Origin of the sequence: Mycolicibacterium novocastrense (assembly GCF_001499835.1) — a bacterium.
Taxonomy (GTDB): domain Bacteria; phylum Actinomycetota; class Actinomycetes; order Mycobacteriales; family Mycobacteriaceae; genus Mycobacterium; species Mycobacterium novocastrense.
In genome coordinates this window covers 171,290-188,216 of record NZ_LQIH01000002.1, presented here as the reverse complement: position 1 = coordinate 188,216, position 16,927 = coordinate 171,290, and the positions used below count along the sequence as shown (strand labels likewise).

At 66.4% G+C, this 16,927-nt stretch carries 18 protein-coding genes; 4 read left to right on the top strand and 14 right to left on the bottom strand.

Translation table 11 applies throughout. The features are described 5' to 3' along the window. A partial coding sequence (locus tag AU072_RS03635) for an AAA family ATPase (RefSeq protein WP_165596689.1) occupies window positions 1-1,565 on the top strand: 1,565 nt, incomplete at its 5' end. A 141-nt stretch (window positions 1,566-1,706) separates the two neighbouring features. Here the strand turns inward: AU072_RS03635 and ltrA are convergent. After that, a complete protein-coding gene (ltrA, locus tag AU072_RS03630; RefSeq protein ID WP_235629997.1) occupies window positions 1,707-3,011 on the bottom strand; it encodes a group II intron reverse transcriptase/maturase in 1,305 nt (434 codons plus the stop codon). 649 nt (window positions 3,012-3,660) lie between these two features. Here ltrA and AU072_RS27895 point away from each other — a divergent pair. Continuing rightward, complete coding sequence (locus AU072_RS27895) at window positions 3,661-3,876, top strand: hypothetical protein (RefSeq protein WP_059100272.1); 216 nt, start codon at window positions 3,661-3,663, stop codon at window positions 3,874-3,876. Window positions 3,877-4,098: 222 nt separating this feature from the next. Here AU072_RS27895 and AU072_RS03625 read toward each other — a convergent pair whose 3' ends face one another. The 8 genes from AU072_RS03625 to AU072_RS03595 form a co-directional block, all read right to left on the bottom strand. Then, complete coding sequence (locus tag AU072_RS03625) at window positions 4,099-6,507, bottom strand: EspK C-terminal domain-containing protein (RefSeq protein WP_064412504.1); 2,409 nt, start codon at window positions 6,505-6,507, stop codon at window positions 4,099-4,101. Further along, a complete protein-coding gene (locus AU072_RS03620) occupies window positions 6,507-7,040 on the bottom strand; it encodes a hypothetical protein (RefSeq protein ID WP_064412503.1) in 534 nt (177 codons plus the stop codon). Before AU072_RS03620 ends, AU072_RS03625 begins: the two co-directional genes overlap by 1 nt. A gap of 274 nt (window positions 7,041-7,314) precedes the next feature. Further along, window positions 7,315-7,992 (bottom strand): hypothetical protein, encoded by a 678-nt coding sequence (locus AU072_RS03615; RefSeq protein WP_066845767.1) that lies wholly within the window; start codon window positions 7,990-7,992, stop codon window positions 7,315-7,317. A gap of 53 nt (window positions 7,993-8,045) precedes the next feature. Continuing rightward, on the bottom strand, window positions 8,046-8,807 hold the full coding sequence (locus AU072_RS03610; RefSeq protein ID WP_064412501.1) for a YfbU family protein: 762 nt from the start codon (window positions 8,805-8,807) through the stop codon (window positions 8,046-8,048). 114 nt (window positions 8,808-8,921) lie between these two features. After that, window positions 8,922-9,389 carry a GNAT family N-acetyltransferase gene (locus tag AU072_RS03605; protein ID WP_064412500.1) on the bottom strand — a complete coding sequence of 156 codons (468 nt, stop codon included), beginning with the start codon at window positions 9,387-9,389 and terminating at the stop codon, window positions 8,922-8,924. A gap of 84 nt (window positions 9,390-9,473) precedes the next feature. Continuing rightward, window positions 9,474-9,638, bottom strand: coding sequence for a hypothetical protein (locus AU072_RS28235; protein ID WP_165595653.1), 165 nt, complete (start codon window positions 9,636-9,638; stop codon window positions 9,474-9,476). 238 nt (window positions 9,639-9,876) lie between these two features. After that, window positions 9,877-10,452: a recombinase family protein gene (locus AU072_RS03600; RefSeq protein WP_064412499.1), complete on the bottom strand. Its 576-nt coding sequence runs from the start codon at window positions 10,450-10,452 to the stop codon at window positions 9,877-9,879. Window positions 10,453-10,601: 149 nt separating this feature from the next. Further along, window positions 10,602-11,288, bottom strand: a complete 687-nt coding sequence (locus AU072_RS03595) for a DsbA family protein (RefSeq protein ID WP_064412498.1) — start codon at window positions 11,286-11,288, stop codon at window positions 10,602-10,604. 24 nt (window positions 11,289-11,312) lie between these two features. Here AU072_RS03595 and AU072_RS03590 point away from each other — a divergent pair, with 24 nt between their 5' ends. Both AU072_RS03590 and AU072_RS03585 read left to right on the top strand, forming a co-directional pair. Further along, window positions 11,313-11,696, top strand: a complete 384-nt coding sequence (locus AU072_RS03590; protein ID WP_064412497.1) for an ArsR/SmtB family transcription factor — start codon at window positions 11,313-11,315, stop codon at window positions 11,694-11,696. Between the two features lie 130 nt (window positions 11,697-11,826). Continuing rightward, window positions 11,827-12,171, top strand: coding sequence for a DUF3703 domain-containing protein (locus tag AU072_RS03585; RefSeq protein ID WP_064412496.1), 345 nt, complete (start codon window positions 11,827-11,829; stop codon window positions 12,169-12,171). Window positions 12,172-12,210: 39 nt separating this feature from the next. Here AU072_RS03585 and AU072_RS03580 read toward each other — a convergent pair whose 3' ends face one another. The 5 genes from AU072_RS03580 to AU072_RS03560 all read right to left on the bottom strand — a co-directional run bounded on the left by AU072_RS03580 (window position 12,211) and on the right by AU072_RS03560 (window position 16,881). Beyond that, the gene (locus tag AU072_RS03580; RefSeq protein ID WP_064412495.1) at window positions 12,211-12,807 is read right to left on the bottom strand and encodes a TlpA family protein disulfide reductase; all 597 of its coding nucleotides are present in this window, start codon (window positions 12,805-12,807) and stop codon (window positions 12,211-12,213) included. A 58-nt stretch (window positions 12,808-12,865) separates the two neighbouring features. Further along, window positions 12,866-13,465, bottom strand: a complete 600-nt coding sequence (locus tag AU072_RS03575) for a cadmium resistance transporter (protein WP_064412494.1) — start codon at window positions 13,463-13,465, stop codon at window positions 12,866-12,868. Window positions 13,466-13,532: 67 nt separating this feature from the next. Next, window positions 13,533-15,500, bottom strand: coding sequence for a heavy metal translocating P-type ATPase (locus tag AU072_RS03570; RefSeq protein ID WP_064412493.1), 1,968 nt, complete (start codon window positions 15,498-15,500; stop codon window positions 13,533-13,535). Next, window positions 15,497-15,904: an ArsR/SmtB family transcription factor gene (locus tag AU072_RS03565; RefSeq protein ID WP_174523698.1), complete on the bottom strand. Its 408-nt coding sequence runs from the start codon at window positions 15,902-15,904 to the stop codon at window positions 15,497-15,499. Before AU072_RS03565 ends, AU072_RS03570 begins: the two co-directional genes overlap by 4 nt. A gap of 17 nt (window positions 15,905-15,921) precedes the next feature. Further along, window positions 15,922-16,881, bottom strand: a complete 960-nt coding sequence (locus AU072_RS03560; RefSeq protein ID WP_064412526.1) for a sterol desaturase family protein — start codon at window positions 16,879-16,881, stop codon at window positions 15,922-15,924. Window positions 16,882-16,927: the final 46 nt, after the last annotated feature.

The window sequence follows — 16,927 nt, the reverse complement described above, 5'->3', positions numbered from 1 at the left end:
CCCCCGACCCTGAAAGCCCCTTCGCCGACGTCGACCAGGCCCCGCCCTTCGACGACCACTTCGACGTCGCCTCGCCCGATGGTTCATTTGAATACGGGTCAGAAGGATTCGGCGATTTGCAATTCGAAGACCTCTCAGCAAACCGTCCCGCACCGGAATTGGGCATCACCATGAATTTGGTCACCACGCTGCAGCAGGAATACCGCGAGGTTTGCGAATCAATCAAAACCTTGGACGCAGGAATTCGCGCCGGGCATGGCCCCGCTATGCGCGCTGCGACCGACGAGCTCTTGCGGATGCGCCGCCAAGTCGACGCGGATCGACCCTACGGCCACGCCGTCGCCGCGGTGATGGAGCAGTGGGCCGATGCCGACGCCGCCTACAACGACACCCTGCGCCTTATCGAGCACGCGCGCACTCAGCTCGACCTTCTACGGGCCAACCCCGACGCCGACGAACTCGACATCGCCTCAGCGCAAGCCGATCTGGCCTTTCACATCCGCCGCCTGCCCGAGCAGCCACCGTCGCATCAGTTTCACCAGGCCTTCGCCGAGGCGCAGGCTGCGCGTACCGCGGCCGCCGGCGGCCACAAGATCGTCACCGAGCACGACATCGCCACCGCACGCGGCGACGCCGAGCGCGCGGACCTGGCCGCCCGCGCGCTGCTGCGCGACCGCCGCCAGGCGCTGCGCCGCGAGCTCGACCGCGCTGAGCGCGACGTCGCCGGTGCCTTCGCCGCGGCCCAGACCGCCACCTCCGACACTCTCGAGCAGCTGCTGAAATCGGCGCGCTCCGAAGTTGCCCTGCTCCAAGTGGCCGGCGACGCCGACCTCACCCGCACGCCCTTGCTCATCCCCGCGGCGGTCCTCGCAGCGCACGAGCCGCGCACCGCGGACCGGCTCAAATCCTTGGCCGCGCAGCCCTATCGGCTCAGCGTCGTGCGCGCCGACGCCACCGACGGCGAAACCGCTGCGGCGCTCTACACCCTGCGCAGCACGGCCAACGCCAACGACCGCAAAGTGCTCTGGCTCTCGACCACCGACGCCAGCGCGGCACCCGCCCGCGAGGCCGAGCTGGCCGACACCATCACCACCGTTGCTCGCGCCGAGCGTCAAATCAGCGATCAGCAGTGGGCACTACCGCCCGGAGCAGTCGTCATCATCGACGACCCCGCAGCTGCCGAACCCGACCAGCTCGCCGACATCGCCCGCCACGCCGCAGCCGCAGACGCCCGAGTCATCCTCCTCGACCCCAGCAACAGTCGCGGCTTGAGCTCGTCGGCGCTGCGGCTGCTCACCCATTCCCTGCCGTGGAGCACCACCCTCACGACCGCGCCCTCCGCCCCTGCAGACCCGCCCCTTGACCCCGTGCCAGCGGTCACACTGGCCGACCGCCTCGGCCGCACCCACCTCGGCGAAGAATGGCGCCAGGTGCTCACCCAGTACGACGCCGCCGCGCGCGCCGTCCGAGCAGCCCAGCGCCGTCAGATCGCCTTGGGATGGCGCACCCGCGCGACGGCGGTTGAGGACCCTGAACACGCCCTCGGCGCCAGCATCGACGACTAGCAGCCCCGCCTCTACAGTCGTTGCCCTTCATTGGTAGTCAGGGGCGCGGTATCTGCGTAGCGGACCCGTTTCCCCTTCCCCCTTTCAATCCGTGCGTGCGGTTTTCCCGCACACGGCTTACCGATGATCTTCTTGACATGGTTACGCCGCCTTCGGGTAGCGGATGGTGCCGCGCAAGCGGAAAAGGCCATGACCGTGAAACCACTCTTCAGTCCACTGATCGGCTTGTCCGGCACGCAGGTTACGGCCCCGCTTCTTCACCATTAGGCGAAATAGGCGCCACATCACGTACCGGTCGATCTGGCGGAACTTAGTGGCGGCGTTGCCGGTGCGAAAGTAGTTGCCCCAACCGCGCAAGATCGGATTCAATGCCGCGATCACGTCACGGATATCGATGCCGACCCGATTGGCTCCGGTGCGTTCGCGCACCTTGGCCCGCAGGCGGGCCATGGCCGTCTGGCTGGGCCAGCGATGCAGGTAGTAGCGCACGATCCGCTTCTGTTCCCACAACCGCCCCGACATACGCGCCCGGAAGTGACAACCCAGAAAATCCAGGCCCTCACGCCCCTCACGCAAGTCGACCACCTTCGTCTTGTCCGGATGCAGCCGCAACCCCAACGACGCCAGGATTTCGCCCAGCACCGCCAGGGCGTGCTCGGCTTGTGCCGCCGAACGGCACATCACCACACCGTCATCGGCGTAGCGCACCAACTCACCCACATTCCTGCGGGAAAGTTCGGTGTCGAGCACATGCAGGTAGATGTTGGCCAACAGCGGGGAGATCACCCCGCCCTGCGGGGTGCCCGCGACCGTCCGCGTCACCTCACCGTCAACCATGACTCCTGCTTGCAGCCACTGACGCAGCAGCTTGAGCACCCGCCGATCCGAGACCCGCCGCCCCACCTCGGTGAGGATGCGGTCATGGTCGATCTCGCCGAAGAAATTGGCGATATCGAACTCCACCACGAACTGGTAGCCCTCGATGAACCCGACACGAAGCCGTTCCATCGCTTGTGTAGCTGACCGCTTCGGCCGAAACCCATACGAGCACGACAGAAAGTCCGCCTCGAATATCGGTTCCAACACCAGCTTGGCCGCCGCCTGGGCCACCCGGTCTCGCACCGTAGGAATCCCCAACGGCCGCTTACCACCACGTGGTTTCGGGATCTCCACACGCCTGGCTGGCGCGGGACGATACCGACCTGTGCGAAGGTCCCGACGCAACTCACGCAGCATGCGGTCCACGCCGTAGTCCTCCACCGCGACCAGGGTGATCCGATCCACCCCGGCCGCGCCCCTATTCGCTCGCACCCGTTCCCACGCCTCCCACAGGACGTCACCCCTGTAGATACGGTCATACAGGGCGTGGAAACGCCGACCCGAAGACTGCTTGGCCGCAGCCCATAGCGTGCGTTGCAGTTGTCGCACTTTCACCGGCGAAACCACCAACGGCTCATCGGCTACGACAGGCGATGACCTGCCGGGGGAATTGGACCAGGCAAGCCCGGCCATGCCCTCGCACTTACCCACTCTGCGCGCGTGATCAAAGTTGGGGTCCTTCCCTCCCGGCGCGTTGTGCTGCACACCGATCAGCGGTACTACGACCCCATCGGACTCCCGCTGCCCTCCAGAGATTTTCACCATCGGCTTATACCCCTGGTCTTTGCCCGACAAGGCCAGGCAGACGGGCCTCTCCAGTTCCGAACCAGACTATGTGCACGTGCCATCTCCCATACCCCGGGGAGACCCGCTGGACTGACCCCGGACCAGGGCCCAGCAGACATGGCCTTCGCCGTGACATGAGCGGCTCGGCTCTCCCGTTGTGCGTTTGACGAGGCTGCAGAGTTCGCTTCGCGCTACGGCCCGCACACTTGCTCCCTCCGAAGAGGCTCTTGACACCCCGCTCAGCCCGCCACCTCTCGACGACGAACCGGGGCCTGCTACCCGGCGTTCCGGTACCTACCGGGACGGGACTTCCACCCGCTAGCCTGATCCAGCTTGCTGGACGCACCATGTGGGATACGTTATGCAAGGCGTGCGGAACAGGGCTGATTTGAGGGGCGGCGGCCACTAGGCCGCCGCGAGAGTCGACGAGATGTACGGCGGTGTTGAACGCACGCGACATATCGTTGATGACATGGTGTCAAGTTCACCCGACCAATCCCGAGCGGTCGCAGGCCAGCCCGGCGAGATTAACGACGATCTCCTTAACGTGGCGTATGCGCGTTTGGCTGGCACATTCAACAGCGAAGTCGCTGACGCCGAGCGACGCACGGCGCGCGACATCCTCGTCAGCCGCCGCGAACTTTAGAAACTGCCCGTGCCCATGGAGGTTTGTAGGCAGGGTACGCAGCTTCGGTTTCGACAGCTTCGGTGCCACATACTCGGAGGCATGGCGTAGCTAGTGGCGTCTCTGCATTCACGGAGAAGCAGGGGTCAGCGCAGCGTTAGCGACGGGCTGTCCGGGCCAGCATCCCGTGCCGGCGCTCTAGCTCGACTCTCCAAGCTGCGCCGTCCGCACCATCTGGTGTCGTCATCCAGGGACCTCGTATTGGAGGTCCTCTTCGACGCTGACAAGGGCCTTGACGATCACGTCGCGCAGATGAGGGGCGTCGCCGGTCGCGGCGGCGGCGTAACACATGTCGGGTAGCGGCAGCGGGCGCCGGGACCACCCGCCGATGTGCTCGGCGGTACGCGCCACGAGCCAGTGCGCCCGGTACCGGGCCCGCTCCTGGAGGGTGTCGCCGGGATCGGCGGTGCAGCCGTTGACGAACGCCGGCCGATAGATCGCTGTGGTGGCGTTGAAGCTCTTGGCTTCGGCGTCGTAGTCCGCCCACTGCTGGACGGTTGGTTCGCGGTCAGCGCCCCTGGTCATCCAGACTTGGCGAATCGGGTCGGGGATGCCGTCGTCGACCGCCTGAGCCTGAGTGGTCGCCGAGTGCATCAACGATGCGCTCACCCCTGAGACGATGCGGTCTTGAAAGATCGGGTCGGCCTCCATGATGCGCAGCAACCGTGGGTACACGTCAGGCCACAGCACCGCGAGGCGGTGCTCGTGCATGCCGTCCAGGACCGGAGCGGGGATCTCGACGCCCTCTTGCCGCCATGGGTTGGTCTGGCGCGTGCACGAGGGCGGGTGTTCTGCCCCGGCATTCCGCAACACGTTCACCACGCCTGTCGTCGCGGCCGCGACCAGCCGCCATCCCGTCTCAGCGCGCAGCTGCGCATACTCGATCAGCACACGTGCCGGGTCCCCCCACCCGAACCAGAGTTGCCGAAAATGGTCGTCCACCAAAGGATCTGTGGACAGCACCCGCACGGAGCGGGGAACGAACACACCCGCCGGAATGTAACTCGCCCCGTCGTTGGACGTGATGACGGTATCCGTGCCGCTGGGTGAGCGGAAGACTCCTACCGCCCACTCAATCGGATACTCGACCGCTTGAGCCGCGTGCTGCAGCTTCCACGCCAACTCCTTGGCCGCTGCCGCGTCGGCCGACTCGCGGCGCTCCTGGGCGGCCGCTGTCTGGCCCGCGGCCACCACGCTGGCCGGGATCAGTGTCGGGCTCGCCGCCGCAACCGGTGACGGCGCGGCCGACGCCGCCGGGGCGTTCGTCGAGCCGACAGTGCCCGCTGGCACGGTCGGCGCCGCAGGCGGTGGAACGGGCCCGGCTGGCGGTCCCATTGAACCGGGCGGCAGCATCATCGGTGCACCCCCGCCGGTCCCCATACCCGCCGCGGTGGGCGCGGCGGTAGGGGCGGCCGGTGACGCATGCCCACCACCGGCCGACAGGGCCGGCGACGGACTCGCCGGTGCCGGCGGCGGCGCGGGCGGTATCCCGCCACCAATGCCCGCCGTCGCCGCCGCTCCATGATTGAACGCAGACAAAGGCGACGTGGCCCCCGCGCCCGAAGGCGATCCCGGAACCCCGCCAGCATTCGGCAATCGGCTTCCGGCGCCGGGCATTTGGCCTACGCCGCTACCCAGAGGATTAGAGCCCGCCCCCGGCATACCGCCACTTCCCAGAGCGCCGGGCATCTTCGGAAGCCCACCACCGGAACCCAATCCACCGCCGCCACTACCCAGACCACCCATCGACGGCGCACCGCCACCACCGAGCGGCGAGACCGCGGCCGACCGAGGCGCAGGAGCCATCCCCGGCGTCGCCTGAGTTACCGGTGGCCCCGCCGCCGAGACACTTTCATCCCCCGCCGCAGTGCGGCCCGTCTCCGCGCCAGTTCCTGGCGTCACCCCAGGCTGCGTGACGGCTGCGCCTTTTTGGTCGGTCGGGGCGTCGTCCACAGGCTCGGGTGCGTCGGCCCCGGCTTTCGGCTTTTCGGTGTAGCGGTAGGGACTTTCGTCCTGTTCAATACCGGGCGACGTGTGGTCCACCGGTTGCACCGGAGGCGCGGTGGGGACATCACCCCTTTTCGTCAGAAGATCTAGAGCCCTTACGTTTTCACTGCTTTTCTTGAACGACGTGTGCGCGGCCATCGCGGCCGTGACCCCCGCCTCGGTCTGATACCTGGCCATGCCGTGGTACTGAGCGACCAGCGCTTCGGCTTCGCCGGGCAGCTGCGCGGCGGCGATTTTAGGATCAGCCTCGCGGATCAGCTGCTCTTGACCGGCACGGATGTCACGCAACACGGTGGCGATATCGGCGCACTTGTTGGCGCACTTGTCGTGCCATTCGGCGATCGTCTTGGCCTCCTCGGCCAACACCGCACCCACCCGGTGAGCCTCATCGAAGCCCTGAGAATCGGCGGCATCGCGAAACTGTGCGTTGTCGGTGACGATCTTCTGGTAGATACCGTCCCACGCCGTCGCGCCCGCTCGATAGGTCTGCTCCTGGGCGTCCCAGTGCGCGGCATCAGGCGGCTCCATATCCGGTGTAACAATCAGCCGCCCATACGACCCCCCGGACCCTCTGACTGCAGGCATTAGCGCAACCCGCACTCGGACGTGATGACATCGACCAGATCGTTACCGCGTTTCTGTTCGCGATCGGCCTCGTCCCAGTGCCGCATGTTCAGCGCGTGCAACATGTTGATGTTGGCCGTCATCCAGTCGTGCAGCGGTATTGCTGTCGCAGCTGGTGTGGCAGAATCTGTCTGCGTACGAAGGTAAGAGACCGCAGTCATGCCAGTGCGCTTCTCGTTGGCCAGCGCTTCAACGCTTTCGGGGCTACTCCAGCTCTGTTCCAAGGCTTCGGCACTCGCCTTACTAGCTGAAGCTGTTGATCGTGCCGACCGCTCCCACGCAGCGCATGCAGTGGACTTCGCCGCCTTGACTTCGCTGGGGTCATGGGTGGCCGCCGGCGGGGGTGCCACCACGTTGACCGTGTGCTGCGCGGGTTCGACAGTGCGGGCCAGAGCGAGGCCGCTGGTCACCGCTGCACCAGCGGCGAGCGCCAGCGCTGTCGCCGCGACGGCCAGCCCCGTGCGGTGTGGCCGCCGCCGGTACCACGTCGTCATGACTCGACGGTATCGGGGGATGGTGACATCGAGCCACCACCACAGCTACATCGGCATCCCGAATGTGCCCAGCTCATGTTGCCTATAGGCAACATATAGCAATCAGGTCTTCCGCTCGGGGCTCCGTTTCGCGCGTTGTGACAGCGCTAACCTGGACATCCGCGGACCATGGGTGGCATACTTCGGACAGGAGCAAGGTACGGATTCTGCGGCTATGCCCCACGATCTGTCTGACCCCGGTTGATGGCTACGGCGCGCCGGGGTTGCTCTGCATTTAGGGGCAGTTCAGCACCCTGACGATGTGTTCGATCGGCTCCAGTAGGTCCTTCTCCTGATGCGTGATGCTGCGTCGGACCGCCGAGGACACCAGATCCGGAAGCCACAGCAGCTTTTCGTCCCGCGGAGAAACCTGCTTCAGTTGGCACTGACGGCAGATCACCTTCTCTGCCCGCAGCTCCTTGACGATCTTGGCATCGAAACTGCGCTCATGTTGCGTTTCCCGCTGCTCAAGCACCATCAGGTGAACCTCGCCGGCTAACGGCTGCGTCCCGGTGCACAGGCTGGCGGCGAGCTGCCCGAAGCATGCACGGCGCGCAGCGTCCCCACCGTCATCACCGAGCGGCATCCGACAGGAGACGATGCACACTTCGGTGCCGTTCTCGTCGCCCAGATACTCCGCCACCTCTACTGCCTGCTGGCGGCCGTCGCTGGTGAGAAGGCTTTCCGTCGTGTGCCAGTAACGATCGCCCACCACGTCAAGAAGGCCGTTGCGCAGCGGCGTCAATTGGTCGCGATGGGCGACTACAGCCGACATCAGGTAGAAGGTCCGCCGGTTGGCTCCCAGCTCGAAGCTTTCATCGAGGAACGCGACGTAGCCGCCAGGCGCACGCCGGTACGCATCGCCCAGCAGCGCCGCTGCGCCGCCCTGCTGCACCCACCCTTTACTGGCCACGGAAACACTGCATTTCGACGCCGGGACGGTTCCGGCCGGCCAGCCCAGCCGAGCTACCCACGGTGTGAGGGGTGGACTTGAGCCGCGGCGATCTGTTCGAGCTCCTCGGTGGACAGCAGGTAGTCGTCCCGGTGGAAACCTCGATCCCGAGAATCCTTGATGCGGCGGTACTCGGCGAGCATCCGCATGTAGGTACCAAGTGTCCCGTGGTGGGAGTTGCCACCGTCGTTGCGCTCCAGCTGGGGTCGCAGTTCAGTCCATCGATCGTCGCTCATCAGGAACTCGACGTAACTGGCCATGTGGCTTTCGAGCTTGTCTTGATAGTCGAAACCCTGGAATTCCAACTTGTACTCCAGGTCTTCGCTGACCGGCGTTCCCTTCTTCGCCAGCCGCGCGATGCTGAACGTGATCACGCGGAACATGTCGAGAATGTCGAGGACGCGATCGCAGTCGAGCTTGGACAACTCGGTCCGGAACCCCGCCACTGTCCTCCAGTACTCCCCGGTGAAGCCTTTCTCGATCACCTCTGCGCGCTGGAGCTGGTACGCCTCGTCTCCGTCTTCGCCGTCGGCATCTTCGGGCAGCACACGCGCCAGGATGCGGTGCAGCAACGACAGCACCTGGCGGTCGGCGATTCGCATCGTCTCCGGCGCCGGCTCACCGTCGTAGTCGTCCGATGGCCGGTAGTCGGGGGGGACGAGCACCTCTAGGAGGCGGTCGCGGACGTACTCGCTCAGCGTGAGCCCCTCGGCGTCGGCCAGGTCTTTGAGCTGGTCGCGGATCCGATCCTCGACACGGATGTTGATAACGGCCATGCGCGACCTCCTTTCTGTATGACGCAAGTATACAATACGTCATACAAGCATACAGAGAATGGAGGCTGCGGGGGCGGTGTCCCGGACGGAACGTGAGGTTGCCGCGGGTCGGGCCTACAGCGCAGTTCTTAGACCGTCGGGTGACTGGACGAACAACGTCCGATAGCCGCCGGCTGGGTGCTCGAACGACTTCCAGCCGAGCGAAGCCCAGAAGCGGTCGGCGCCCTCGCTGTAGGCGAAGAGTCTGCGGTCTGGGTGCCGTTCCATAAGGTTCCGCACCACCCGCCTGCCCACGCCGTGCCCGCGGGCCCCGATGGCTACCTCGATGAACTGGATCTCCAGACGCTCGTCTCCGAGCTCCGGCACATCCGCGTACTCCAGGTTGATGCCGCCGGGGTCGTCGAACTCGACCCTGGCGACCTCTATCCCTGTTTGATCGAGCACCTGGACGAACCACGGGTCCTCGCCGGGCTGTCGGTTCCACCAGTGGGGGTGCTCGTAAGTGACGTTCTCGGCGAACGGCGGCACCCACCATCGGTTGTCGCAGGGGCGGGGCCGCAGATCGACCAGTTCGAGAAGCACTCTGAACCTGTATCACGCGTCGGTCGACCACCACCGACGCCTCGGCACGCACGCACCGGTAGGCCCGGCTGGTGAGAGAGCGGTTCATGACCTTCTGTTCATGAGTGCCGAGATGATGTCGGCGACGGCGCGGCCGATTTCGGCGATGCCGGTAGTCGTGCCCGTCTTGTGGACGATGTATCCGACTAACACGTAGAACCCGACAAGGGCGATGGCGACGATGAGGACGGCGGCAGTCTGGTTGCTCACCGGTGGCTCCCTTCGGAGGTGTCGACCGGGCACCCCCTAGACGGGGAGCCCCTGGGGCCACGCCAGCAAGCGTGTCCTCTTCTTCTGGTTCGAGACAGCCCAAAACACAGGCCGGGCCGAAGAGTGCCAGCGCCGGGTGCAAACAGTTGAGGCCCGCTCCGGCGATTGGTGCTCACCAGAGAAGTACCGGCCGAAGGGTCCGTTTCCGTCGCGCGAGATCAGTCCCAAAACTACGGTTTTAGACACGCTCCACGGATGCGGCGAGGTACCGGTATGCCGTCGCTCGGCTGATGCCGAACGCTTTGGCGAGTTCGTGGACGGGTTCTCCGGTCTCGGCGAGACGACGGAGCTGTTTCTGTCGCTCAAGGGTCAATTTGGCGGGCTTGGTGGCCGGGAGGCGACGCGCTCGCCTGGAGTCGCGAGAAGCAGCGCGGCGCTCGCGGCCGAGTTCGAGTTCAAGCTCGGCCAGGGTGGCCATGATGGCGGCCACCGCGCGGCCTGTTGGTGTGCCGGTGTCTATGCCTTCACGTAGGGCGCGCAACAGGATTCGACGTTCACCGAGTTCGGCAATGGTGCGAGTAACTTCGGCGACGGAACGCCCGAGACGATCGATGGCGGTGACGACCACGGTGTCGCCCTCGCGGGCGTAGTGCAGCAGGGCCGCCAGGCCTGGCCGGTCAGTGTTCACCGCACCGGAAAGCTTGTCGGTGAAGATCTGGCCAGATTCGACGCCCTGGGCAGCAAGTGCGGCCAGCTGTCCATCGAGGTCCTGGCCCGCGGTGCTCACCCGCGCGTACCCGAGGATCGTTGTCACGCCACCACCGTCTCATCGACCTCCGACATCGAGGATCTGAGACACGCCGTGTGAGACAAGAAATGAGACACCGCGACCTGGCGCGATGCAGCCACAGCGTTGGCCACGTAGGGCTGTCTCGTTTCTCTAGAAACGAGACAGGCGTCGCCCTAACTGCGCTCCAAGGCCTGGTCGAGTGCCGTAGTGAGGTCGTCGTAGCTGCGCGGCTGGATCCGCTCGTCGTTGATGAAGAAGGTGGGGGTTCCTTGCACTCCGAGTGCGGTGCCGTCGGCGATGTCGAGTTGGATGCGTTCTAGGGTTGCGGGGTCGTTGTAGGCGGTGTCGAAGGCCTCCATGTCCAAGCCCAGTTGTTGGGCAAAGCCGCGAAACACGTTATCGGCGGGGATCTGTTGCTCACCCCATTCGGCTTGTGTCTCATACATTTTGCGGTACATGGCTTCGAGTTGGCCTTGCTGGGCGGCGGCTTCCACAGCGCGTGCGGCGCGTTCGGCGTTGAAGTGGGAGCGCAGCGGGAAGTAACGCAGCACGAAGTTCACCCGGTCGCCGTACTCGGCGCGGAGCTGCTCGACAGCGGGATAGAGCGCGCGGCAGCCTTCGCATTCGAAGTCGAGGAACTCGACGAAGTAGACCTCGCTGTCGGGTACCGAGTTGAGGCGGTGACTGTTCTCCCGGACCGTCTGCCCGGCTGGTGACCCGTCAAGTGCGACGTCGGGAGTTGAGCCCGCGTCGCGAACGGAGAGAAACACCACGGTCCCCACGGTTGCGACCGCGATGACGAAGAGCGTGAGGAGCACGCGGGTGTTGGCCAGGATCCAGCCGAGGCCTTTCATGTTCATATCAACGTACTTTAGTATATGAATATGTCGGAGCCGCTCGATACCTGCGATCTTCTGTGTTTGGACCTGCTCCACGCGGAGGAGATCCGGGCTGCGGTGCCCGACAGCGCCACCGTGCAGGCCGCCGCGGCCGCCGCGCGTGGTTTGGGGGATGGCACCCGACTGTCCATTGCGGCCGCGTTGGCCACGGGCGAGGAATTGTGTGTCTGCGACATGGCCTGGGTGGTCGGGTTGTCTCAAGGTCTGGTGTCACACCATCTGCGCCAGCTCAAGAATGCGTCACTGGTGTCCTCGCGGCGCCAGGGGAAGTTGGTCATGTATCGGCTGACCGAGCGCGGGCGCCAGTTGACGGCCGCGGTGCTGACCGGCGTGGCCGCGGTGGCTGAGAATGGTCCGAATCGTGGCTGATGCTTGCGCTCCCGCAGTGCGTTGCCGACTTCACGACGGGTTTGAAATGTGTTGGTAAGTAACGGTATTGCGGCTGGTATTGGTGGCGGTCGGTGACCGAACTGCCGACCGCAGGACAGGAGCGAGTGTGATGCCAAGGATTAGTGCGCAGGCCCGCCTGGTGTATCGCCGCGAGATGGACGCGGCCAGGAAGGCCGACGATGCGCTGGTGCGGTGGCGACATCTGGAGCGGGCGCACATCGTGTCGCAGCCAGATCCGTGGCTGCACACGTGCAACCACGCCGCCATGCTGGGGTTGGCCGTGCGCCAGCGCGACCGCCGCGAAGCACTCGGGCAGGTGTTGCGCCTCATTGTCGCCGCGCCCGGGTCGATGACCGGTCGGTATCCCGTCGGCAACACCGGCCGCGTCACGGCAGGGCTGATGACACCGATGCCCATCCCCGACGACCTCGGCGCAGCCCTACCCAGCAGGTAAACGGCGACCGGGCACTGCCAGCTGCTGTCTTGTGAGGGGTCAGCGCTCGGTGCTCAGCCGGTCCAGTAGCGGCCGTAGGTCTTCGGCTAGTAGTGCCATGAGGTACACCGCGGCGACCCTGTGCTGGCGGTCGAGGACCATCGTGGTGGGCACCACGCTGGTCGGATAGCTGCGTCCCAGGGTGATGAGGCTGCGCATTGCGGGGTCGAAGATGGAGGGATACTGCACGTTGCGGTCGGTGACGAAATCGCGTGCGGTGTCCCGGTTGTCGCGGACGTCGATACCGAGGAACTGCACGCCGCGGTCGCGATACTCGCCGTACACCGTTTCCAGCTCCGGAGTTTCGGTGCGGCAGGGCGCACACCAGGATCCCCACACATTGATGAGGACGACCTTTCCGGTGAAATCCGACAGCCGGATCGGTTCGTCGGTGAACAGATCGGGTCCGCTCAGATTGCCGATCGTGCCCCGTGTCGAGGGAGGGTCATAGAAGATCGCGGTCTGACCGCCGGGTGAGACGAAGTCGAAGGTGCCGCCTTGGGCAACGGCATCCTCGCCGGTGGTACAGCCGGTGACCGAGGCGGCCGCGACGACCAGGGCTGCCACGACAGCGACAGATCGCCTGAGGCTAGGCACGAGAACCCCTCTCGACGACCACGCTGTCGCCGATTACACCGCCGGTGTTCATGGCTGCCTAGTTGTCGAAGGCAAGGCCGCTGACCAGGATGAAGATGCCCAGGGCGATCAGGACGACCGGGAACAGGACGTGTTCCCAGCGTTCGAGGACTTCGGCGATCGGCCGGCGGGTGGCGACGAATCGGGCGGCGACGACCAGGACCGCGACGAGAGCGAGGAAGACGACGCAGTAGGCCACCACGGCTGCAGGTCCCACGCTCAAGAAGACCGGAACGTAGACCCCGATGTTGTCCCCGCCATTGGCGAAGGTGACTGCTGCGACGGTTAAGACACCGACGTTCTTGCCGGCGACCTTGTCATCATCATTGTCATCGTCGTTGCCACGCCAGGCTCCCCATGCCGCCCGCAGGCCCAGGGCCAGGGGGATGAGCCCGAAGTACGGGATGACTTCAGGGGGAAGGAACGCTCCGGCACCCAGCGTCACCAGCACAGCCGCGCCGAGGATCCCCGCAAATCCCAGGTATTGCCCGGCGGTGATCCGGGCCGTTGTCCCACGTTGTCCCGCGCCGCGGGCGAAGAACAACGAGAGCACGATGATGTCGTCGATGTTGGTGACGATGAACAGGCCCATTGCGGGCAGAACAGACGACAGGATCATGCGCCTGCCCCCGTGTCTGCGGTGGTGCTTAGCCGCCGACTAGCCACAACGCCGGTGTGGCCGGCGGTCACGACGACGCGCCCACCGGCGCCGCGCGGGTATGGCTGGCTGCCGGATCGACCGGCGCGGCAGCCAGCGGTGTGGTGCGCCCGGCCCGCACACCGTTGGCGATCACCACGATCTCGGCGAGTTCGTGGACCAGCACCACGGCGGCCAGCCCGAGCACCCCGAACAGCGCCAGCGGCACCAGCGCGATGATCAGGCCCAGGGACAGGGCGACGTTCTGCAGCATGATCCTCCGCGCCCGGCGGGCATGGCCGAACGCTTGAGGCAGGTGGCGCAGGTCTTCGCCCATCAACGCGACGTCGGCGGTTTCGATGGCCACGTCGGTGCCCATCGCGCCCATCGCGATCCCCACGTCGGCGGCGGCCAGCGCAGGAGCGTCGTTGACGCCATCGCCGACCATCGCCGTGGGCCGCTGGAACCGCAGCTGCTCGATCAGCCGCGCCTTGTCTTCGGGACGCAACTCGGCGTGCACGGCCTCGATCCCGACATCAGCGGCTAGCGCGGCGGCGGTGGCCTGGTTGTCACCGGTGAGCATCGCGACGTGATAGCCGTCGCGGCGCAACCGCGCGACCACCTCGGCGGCCTCGGGACGCAACTCGTCACGCACGGCGATGGCACCGATCACCTGGCCGTTGTCTTCGACGAGGACCGCGGTGGCCCCGGCCTGCTGCATCCGGGTGACATCACCGGCGAGTGGGCCGGGGTCTAGCCAGCCGGGCCGGCCCAGGCGAAGGGTGTGCCCGTCGCGGTGGCCGGTGAGCCCGGCACCGGTGACGGCCTCGACGTCGGTGGCAGGAATGACGTCATCAGCTGCGGCGAGGATCGCCGCGGCCAGCGGGTGCTCGCTGCGCGCTTCCAGGGCCGCCGCCACATCGAGCACCTGCTCGCGGGTCGCACCGGCGGTGGTGGCCACGTCGATGACGGCGGGCCGGTTCGCGGTGAGCGTGCCGGTCTTGTCCAGTGCGACGCCGCGGATCTTGCCCAGCCCTTCCAGTGCGGCGCCGCCCTTGACCAGCGCACCGAGCTTGCTGGCGGCGCCGATGGCGGCCACCACGGTGACCGGTACCGAGATCGCCAGGGCGCACGGTGAGGCGGCGACCAGCACGACCAGGGCACGTTCGATCCAGGTGGCCGAGTCCCCGAGCAGGCTGCCGATCACCGCGATCAGCCCGGCGACGATCATGATTCCGGGCACCAGGGGTTTGGCGATGCGGTCGGCTAAGCGCTGGGAGGCGCCCTTGCGGGACTGCTCGGCCTCCACGATGCGCACGATGCGGGCCAGCGAGTTGTCCTCGGCGGTGGTGCTGACCTCCACCTCGAGTGCCCCGGTGCCGTTGATCGACCCGGCGAACACCTCATCGCCGGGCCCGGCTTCCACGGGAACCGACTCGCCGGTGATGGCTGAGACATCCAGCGCGCTGCGGCCCTGGCGGACGATGCCGTCGGTCGCGACACGCTCACCGGGCTTGACCAGCATCCGGTCACCGATCCGCAAATCCGCAGGCGCGACCGTCTTTTCGGCGCCATCGCGCAGCACGGTCGCCTCGTCGGGGACCAGTGACAACAGCGCACGCAGGCCGCGGCGGGTGCGGGCCAGCGAGTACTCCTCCAGTCCCTCGCTGATGGAGAACAGGAAGGCCAGCATCGCGGCCTCACCCACCTCGCCGAGGATCACCGCCCCCACCCCGGCCATGGTCATCAGCGTGCCGACCCCGATCTTGCCCTTCGCCAGCCGCTTGAGAGTGGACGGCACGAAGGTGTAGGCGCCGGCCAGCAGCGCCACCGCTTCCAGCGCCACGACGACCGGCTCAGCAGCGTCGAGGAACCCGGCGATCACCGCTGCCAGCAGGAACACCCCCGAGATGCCGGCAAACTGTATCTCTTTGATCTGCCAGAGCCGCTCGGGCTCACGGTCCTGCTCCTCGGCGCCGCGGGGTTCGTCGCCGCCGCAGCCGCATGCATCACTCATCGGCGAGCATCCTGCATCCCCGGCGCCGCGACGGTGTCGGAGCGGGTTCCGTAGGTGGGACACAGCGCGACGGCGTTGCCGGTGGCGGCCAGCAATGTCTCGGCCGAGGCAAGCAGGTCGAGCAGCTCGGGGCGGGTCAACGAGTAGAACACCTGCCGGCCCTCGGGGCGGCCGGTGACCAAGCCGCAGTCCCGCAGGCACGCCACGTGCGCCGACACGGTGGACTGCGCCAGGCCCAGCTCACCGATCAGGTCGACCACGCGGGCCTCCCCGTCGGCCAGGCGGCGCACGATCGCCAACCGGGCCGAGTCGGAGAGACTGTGAAACAGCGCCACCGCGGCATCAAGATTCAAAGAGGTCCCCGAGGTGCCGCCAGCCAGGCAGGCATCCTTATTCATCGTCATAGGACGATGATAGCCGGTCAGCAGCGATACTTCGAGGCGGGGTGGGATGCCTTCGGCGCGTCGCCGGCCGGGGTCGTGGGCTTGAGGGTGCAGCCTCCGCCAGCGGTGAACGGGTAGATCATCTGGCGCAGGTAGCTGCTGGGGTAGTCGGGTTTGGCGGCCATGCCGAGTTGGGTGGAGTCGAAGCGACGGGTGGGGTCATAGGAGTAGGTGCGCATGAGGTGGTCCCACACCAGGGTGAACAGCCCGAAGTTAACGTCACCGATGCCGGCCCATTTGAGGTGATGGAAGCGGTGGCCTTCGTTGAGGGCCAGCACGTACTTGGCGGGTCCGATGCGATAGTCGGCGTTGGAGTGCTGCAGCAACAGCTGGATCGCCACCGCCAGGGCCAGCGCGGACGCCACGTTGACGGGCAGCCCGACCAGGATCAGGGGTGCCACCCCGGCGGCCATCTCCACGGTCTGGTGCAGGGGGTGTTTCATCAGGCCGTTGAGGCCGTAGAAGCGGGTGATGCTGTGATGCACGGCGTGGAAGCGCCACAGCACCCCGATCTTGTGGCTGGCCAGATGCACCACGGTGATGCCGAAGTCCGCGACGAGGATCGCGGCGAGGACCTGAGCGACAAACGGCCAGCTGTGCGGCCACAGCTGGGGCGCGGGGACGATCGCGGCCAGCAGCGGGATGGCGGCGACGCTGGCCAGGATGAGGGTTTCGTTGACCGCGACGTGGATGCGGTCGCGGGTGCTGTCGGCGCGGTCCTGGTTCCACTGCGGGTCATAGGGGATGATCCGCTCCACCAAGAACGCCGTCGCGATCGCCACCGCCAGAATGGCCAGCAGCCAGTACTTCGGGGCGCCGGCGGCGGCGACGGCGATACCCGCGCCGTTGAGGCCGATCAGCATGAACGGCACATAGCCGTAGCGGGCCACCGCCTGAACCGCAGTGATCGCCGTCGAGGTCGAAGAGGTCGTACTCATGCCCTTGATCGTCGCGGCCACCGCCGTGGTGAGGCTTGAACGATTC

Excerpts from the sequence above, each read along its gene's own strand:
- AU072_RS27895 (WP_059100272.1), top strand. The coding sequence starts at position 3,661 with ATGTACGGCGGTGTTGAACGCACGCGACATATCGTTGATGACATGGTG.
- AU072_RS03625 (WP_064412504.1), bottom strand. The coding sequence starts at position 6,507 with ATGCCTGCAGTCAGAGGGTCCGGGGGGTCGTATGGGCGGCTGATTGTT.
- AU072_RS03620 (WP_064412503.1), bottom strand. The coding sequence starts at position 7,040 with ATGACGACGTGGTACCGGCGGCGGCCACACCGCACGGGGCTGGCCGTC.
- AU072_RS03610 (WP_064412501.1), bottom strand. The coding sequence starts at position 8,807 with ATGGCCGTTATCAACATCCGTGTCGAGGATCGGATCCGCGACCAGCTC.
- AU072_RS03595 (WP_064412498.1), bottom strand. The coding sequence starts at position 11,288 with ATGAACATGAAAGGCCTCGGCTGGATCCTGGCCAACACCCGCGTGCTC.
- AU072_RS03590 (WP_064412497.1), top strand. The coding sequence starts at position 11,313 with ATGTCGGAGCCGCTCGATACCTGCGATCTTCTGTGTTTGGACCTGCTC.
- AU072_RS03585 (WP_064412496.1), top strand. The coding sequence starts at position 11,827 with ATGCCAAGGATTAGTGCGCAGGCCCGCCTGGTGTATCGCCGCGAGATG.
- AU072_RS03575 (WP_064412494.1), bottom strand. The coding sequence starts at position 13,465 with ATGATCCTGTCGTCTGTTCTGCCCGCAATGGGCCTGTTCATCGTCACC.
- AU072_RS03570 (WP_064412493.1), bottom strand. The coding sequence starts at position 15,500 with ATGAGTGATGCATGCGGCTGCGGCGGCGACGAACCCCGCGGCGCCGAG.
- AU072_RS03565 (WP_174523698.1), bottom strand. The coding sequence starts at position 15,904 with ATGACGATGAATAAGGATGCCTGCCTGGCTGGCGGCACCTCGGGGACC.
- AU072_RS03560 (WP_064412526.1), bottom strand. The coding sequence starts at position 16,881 with ATGAGTACGACCTCTTCGACCTCGACGGCGATCACTGCGGTTCAGGCG.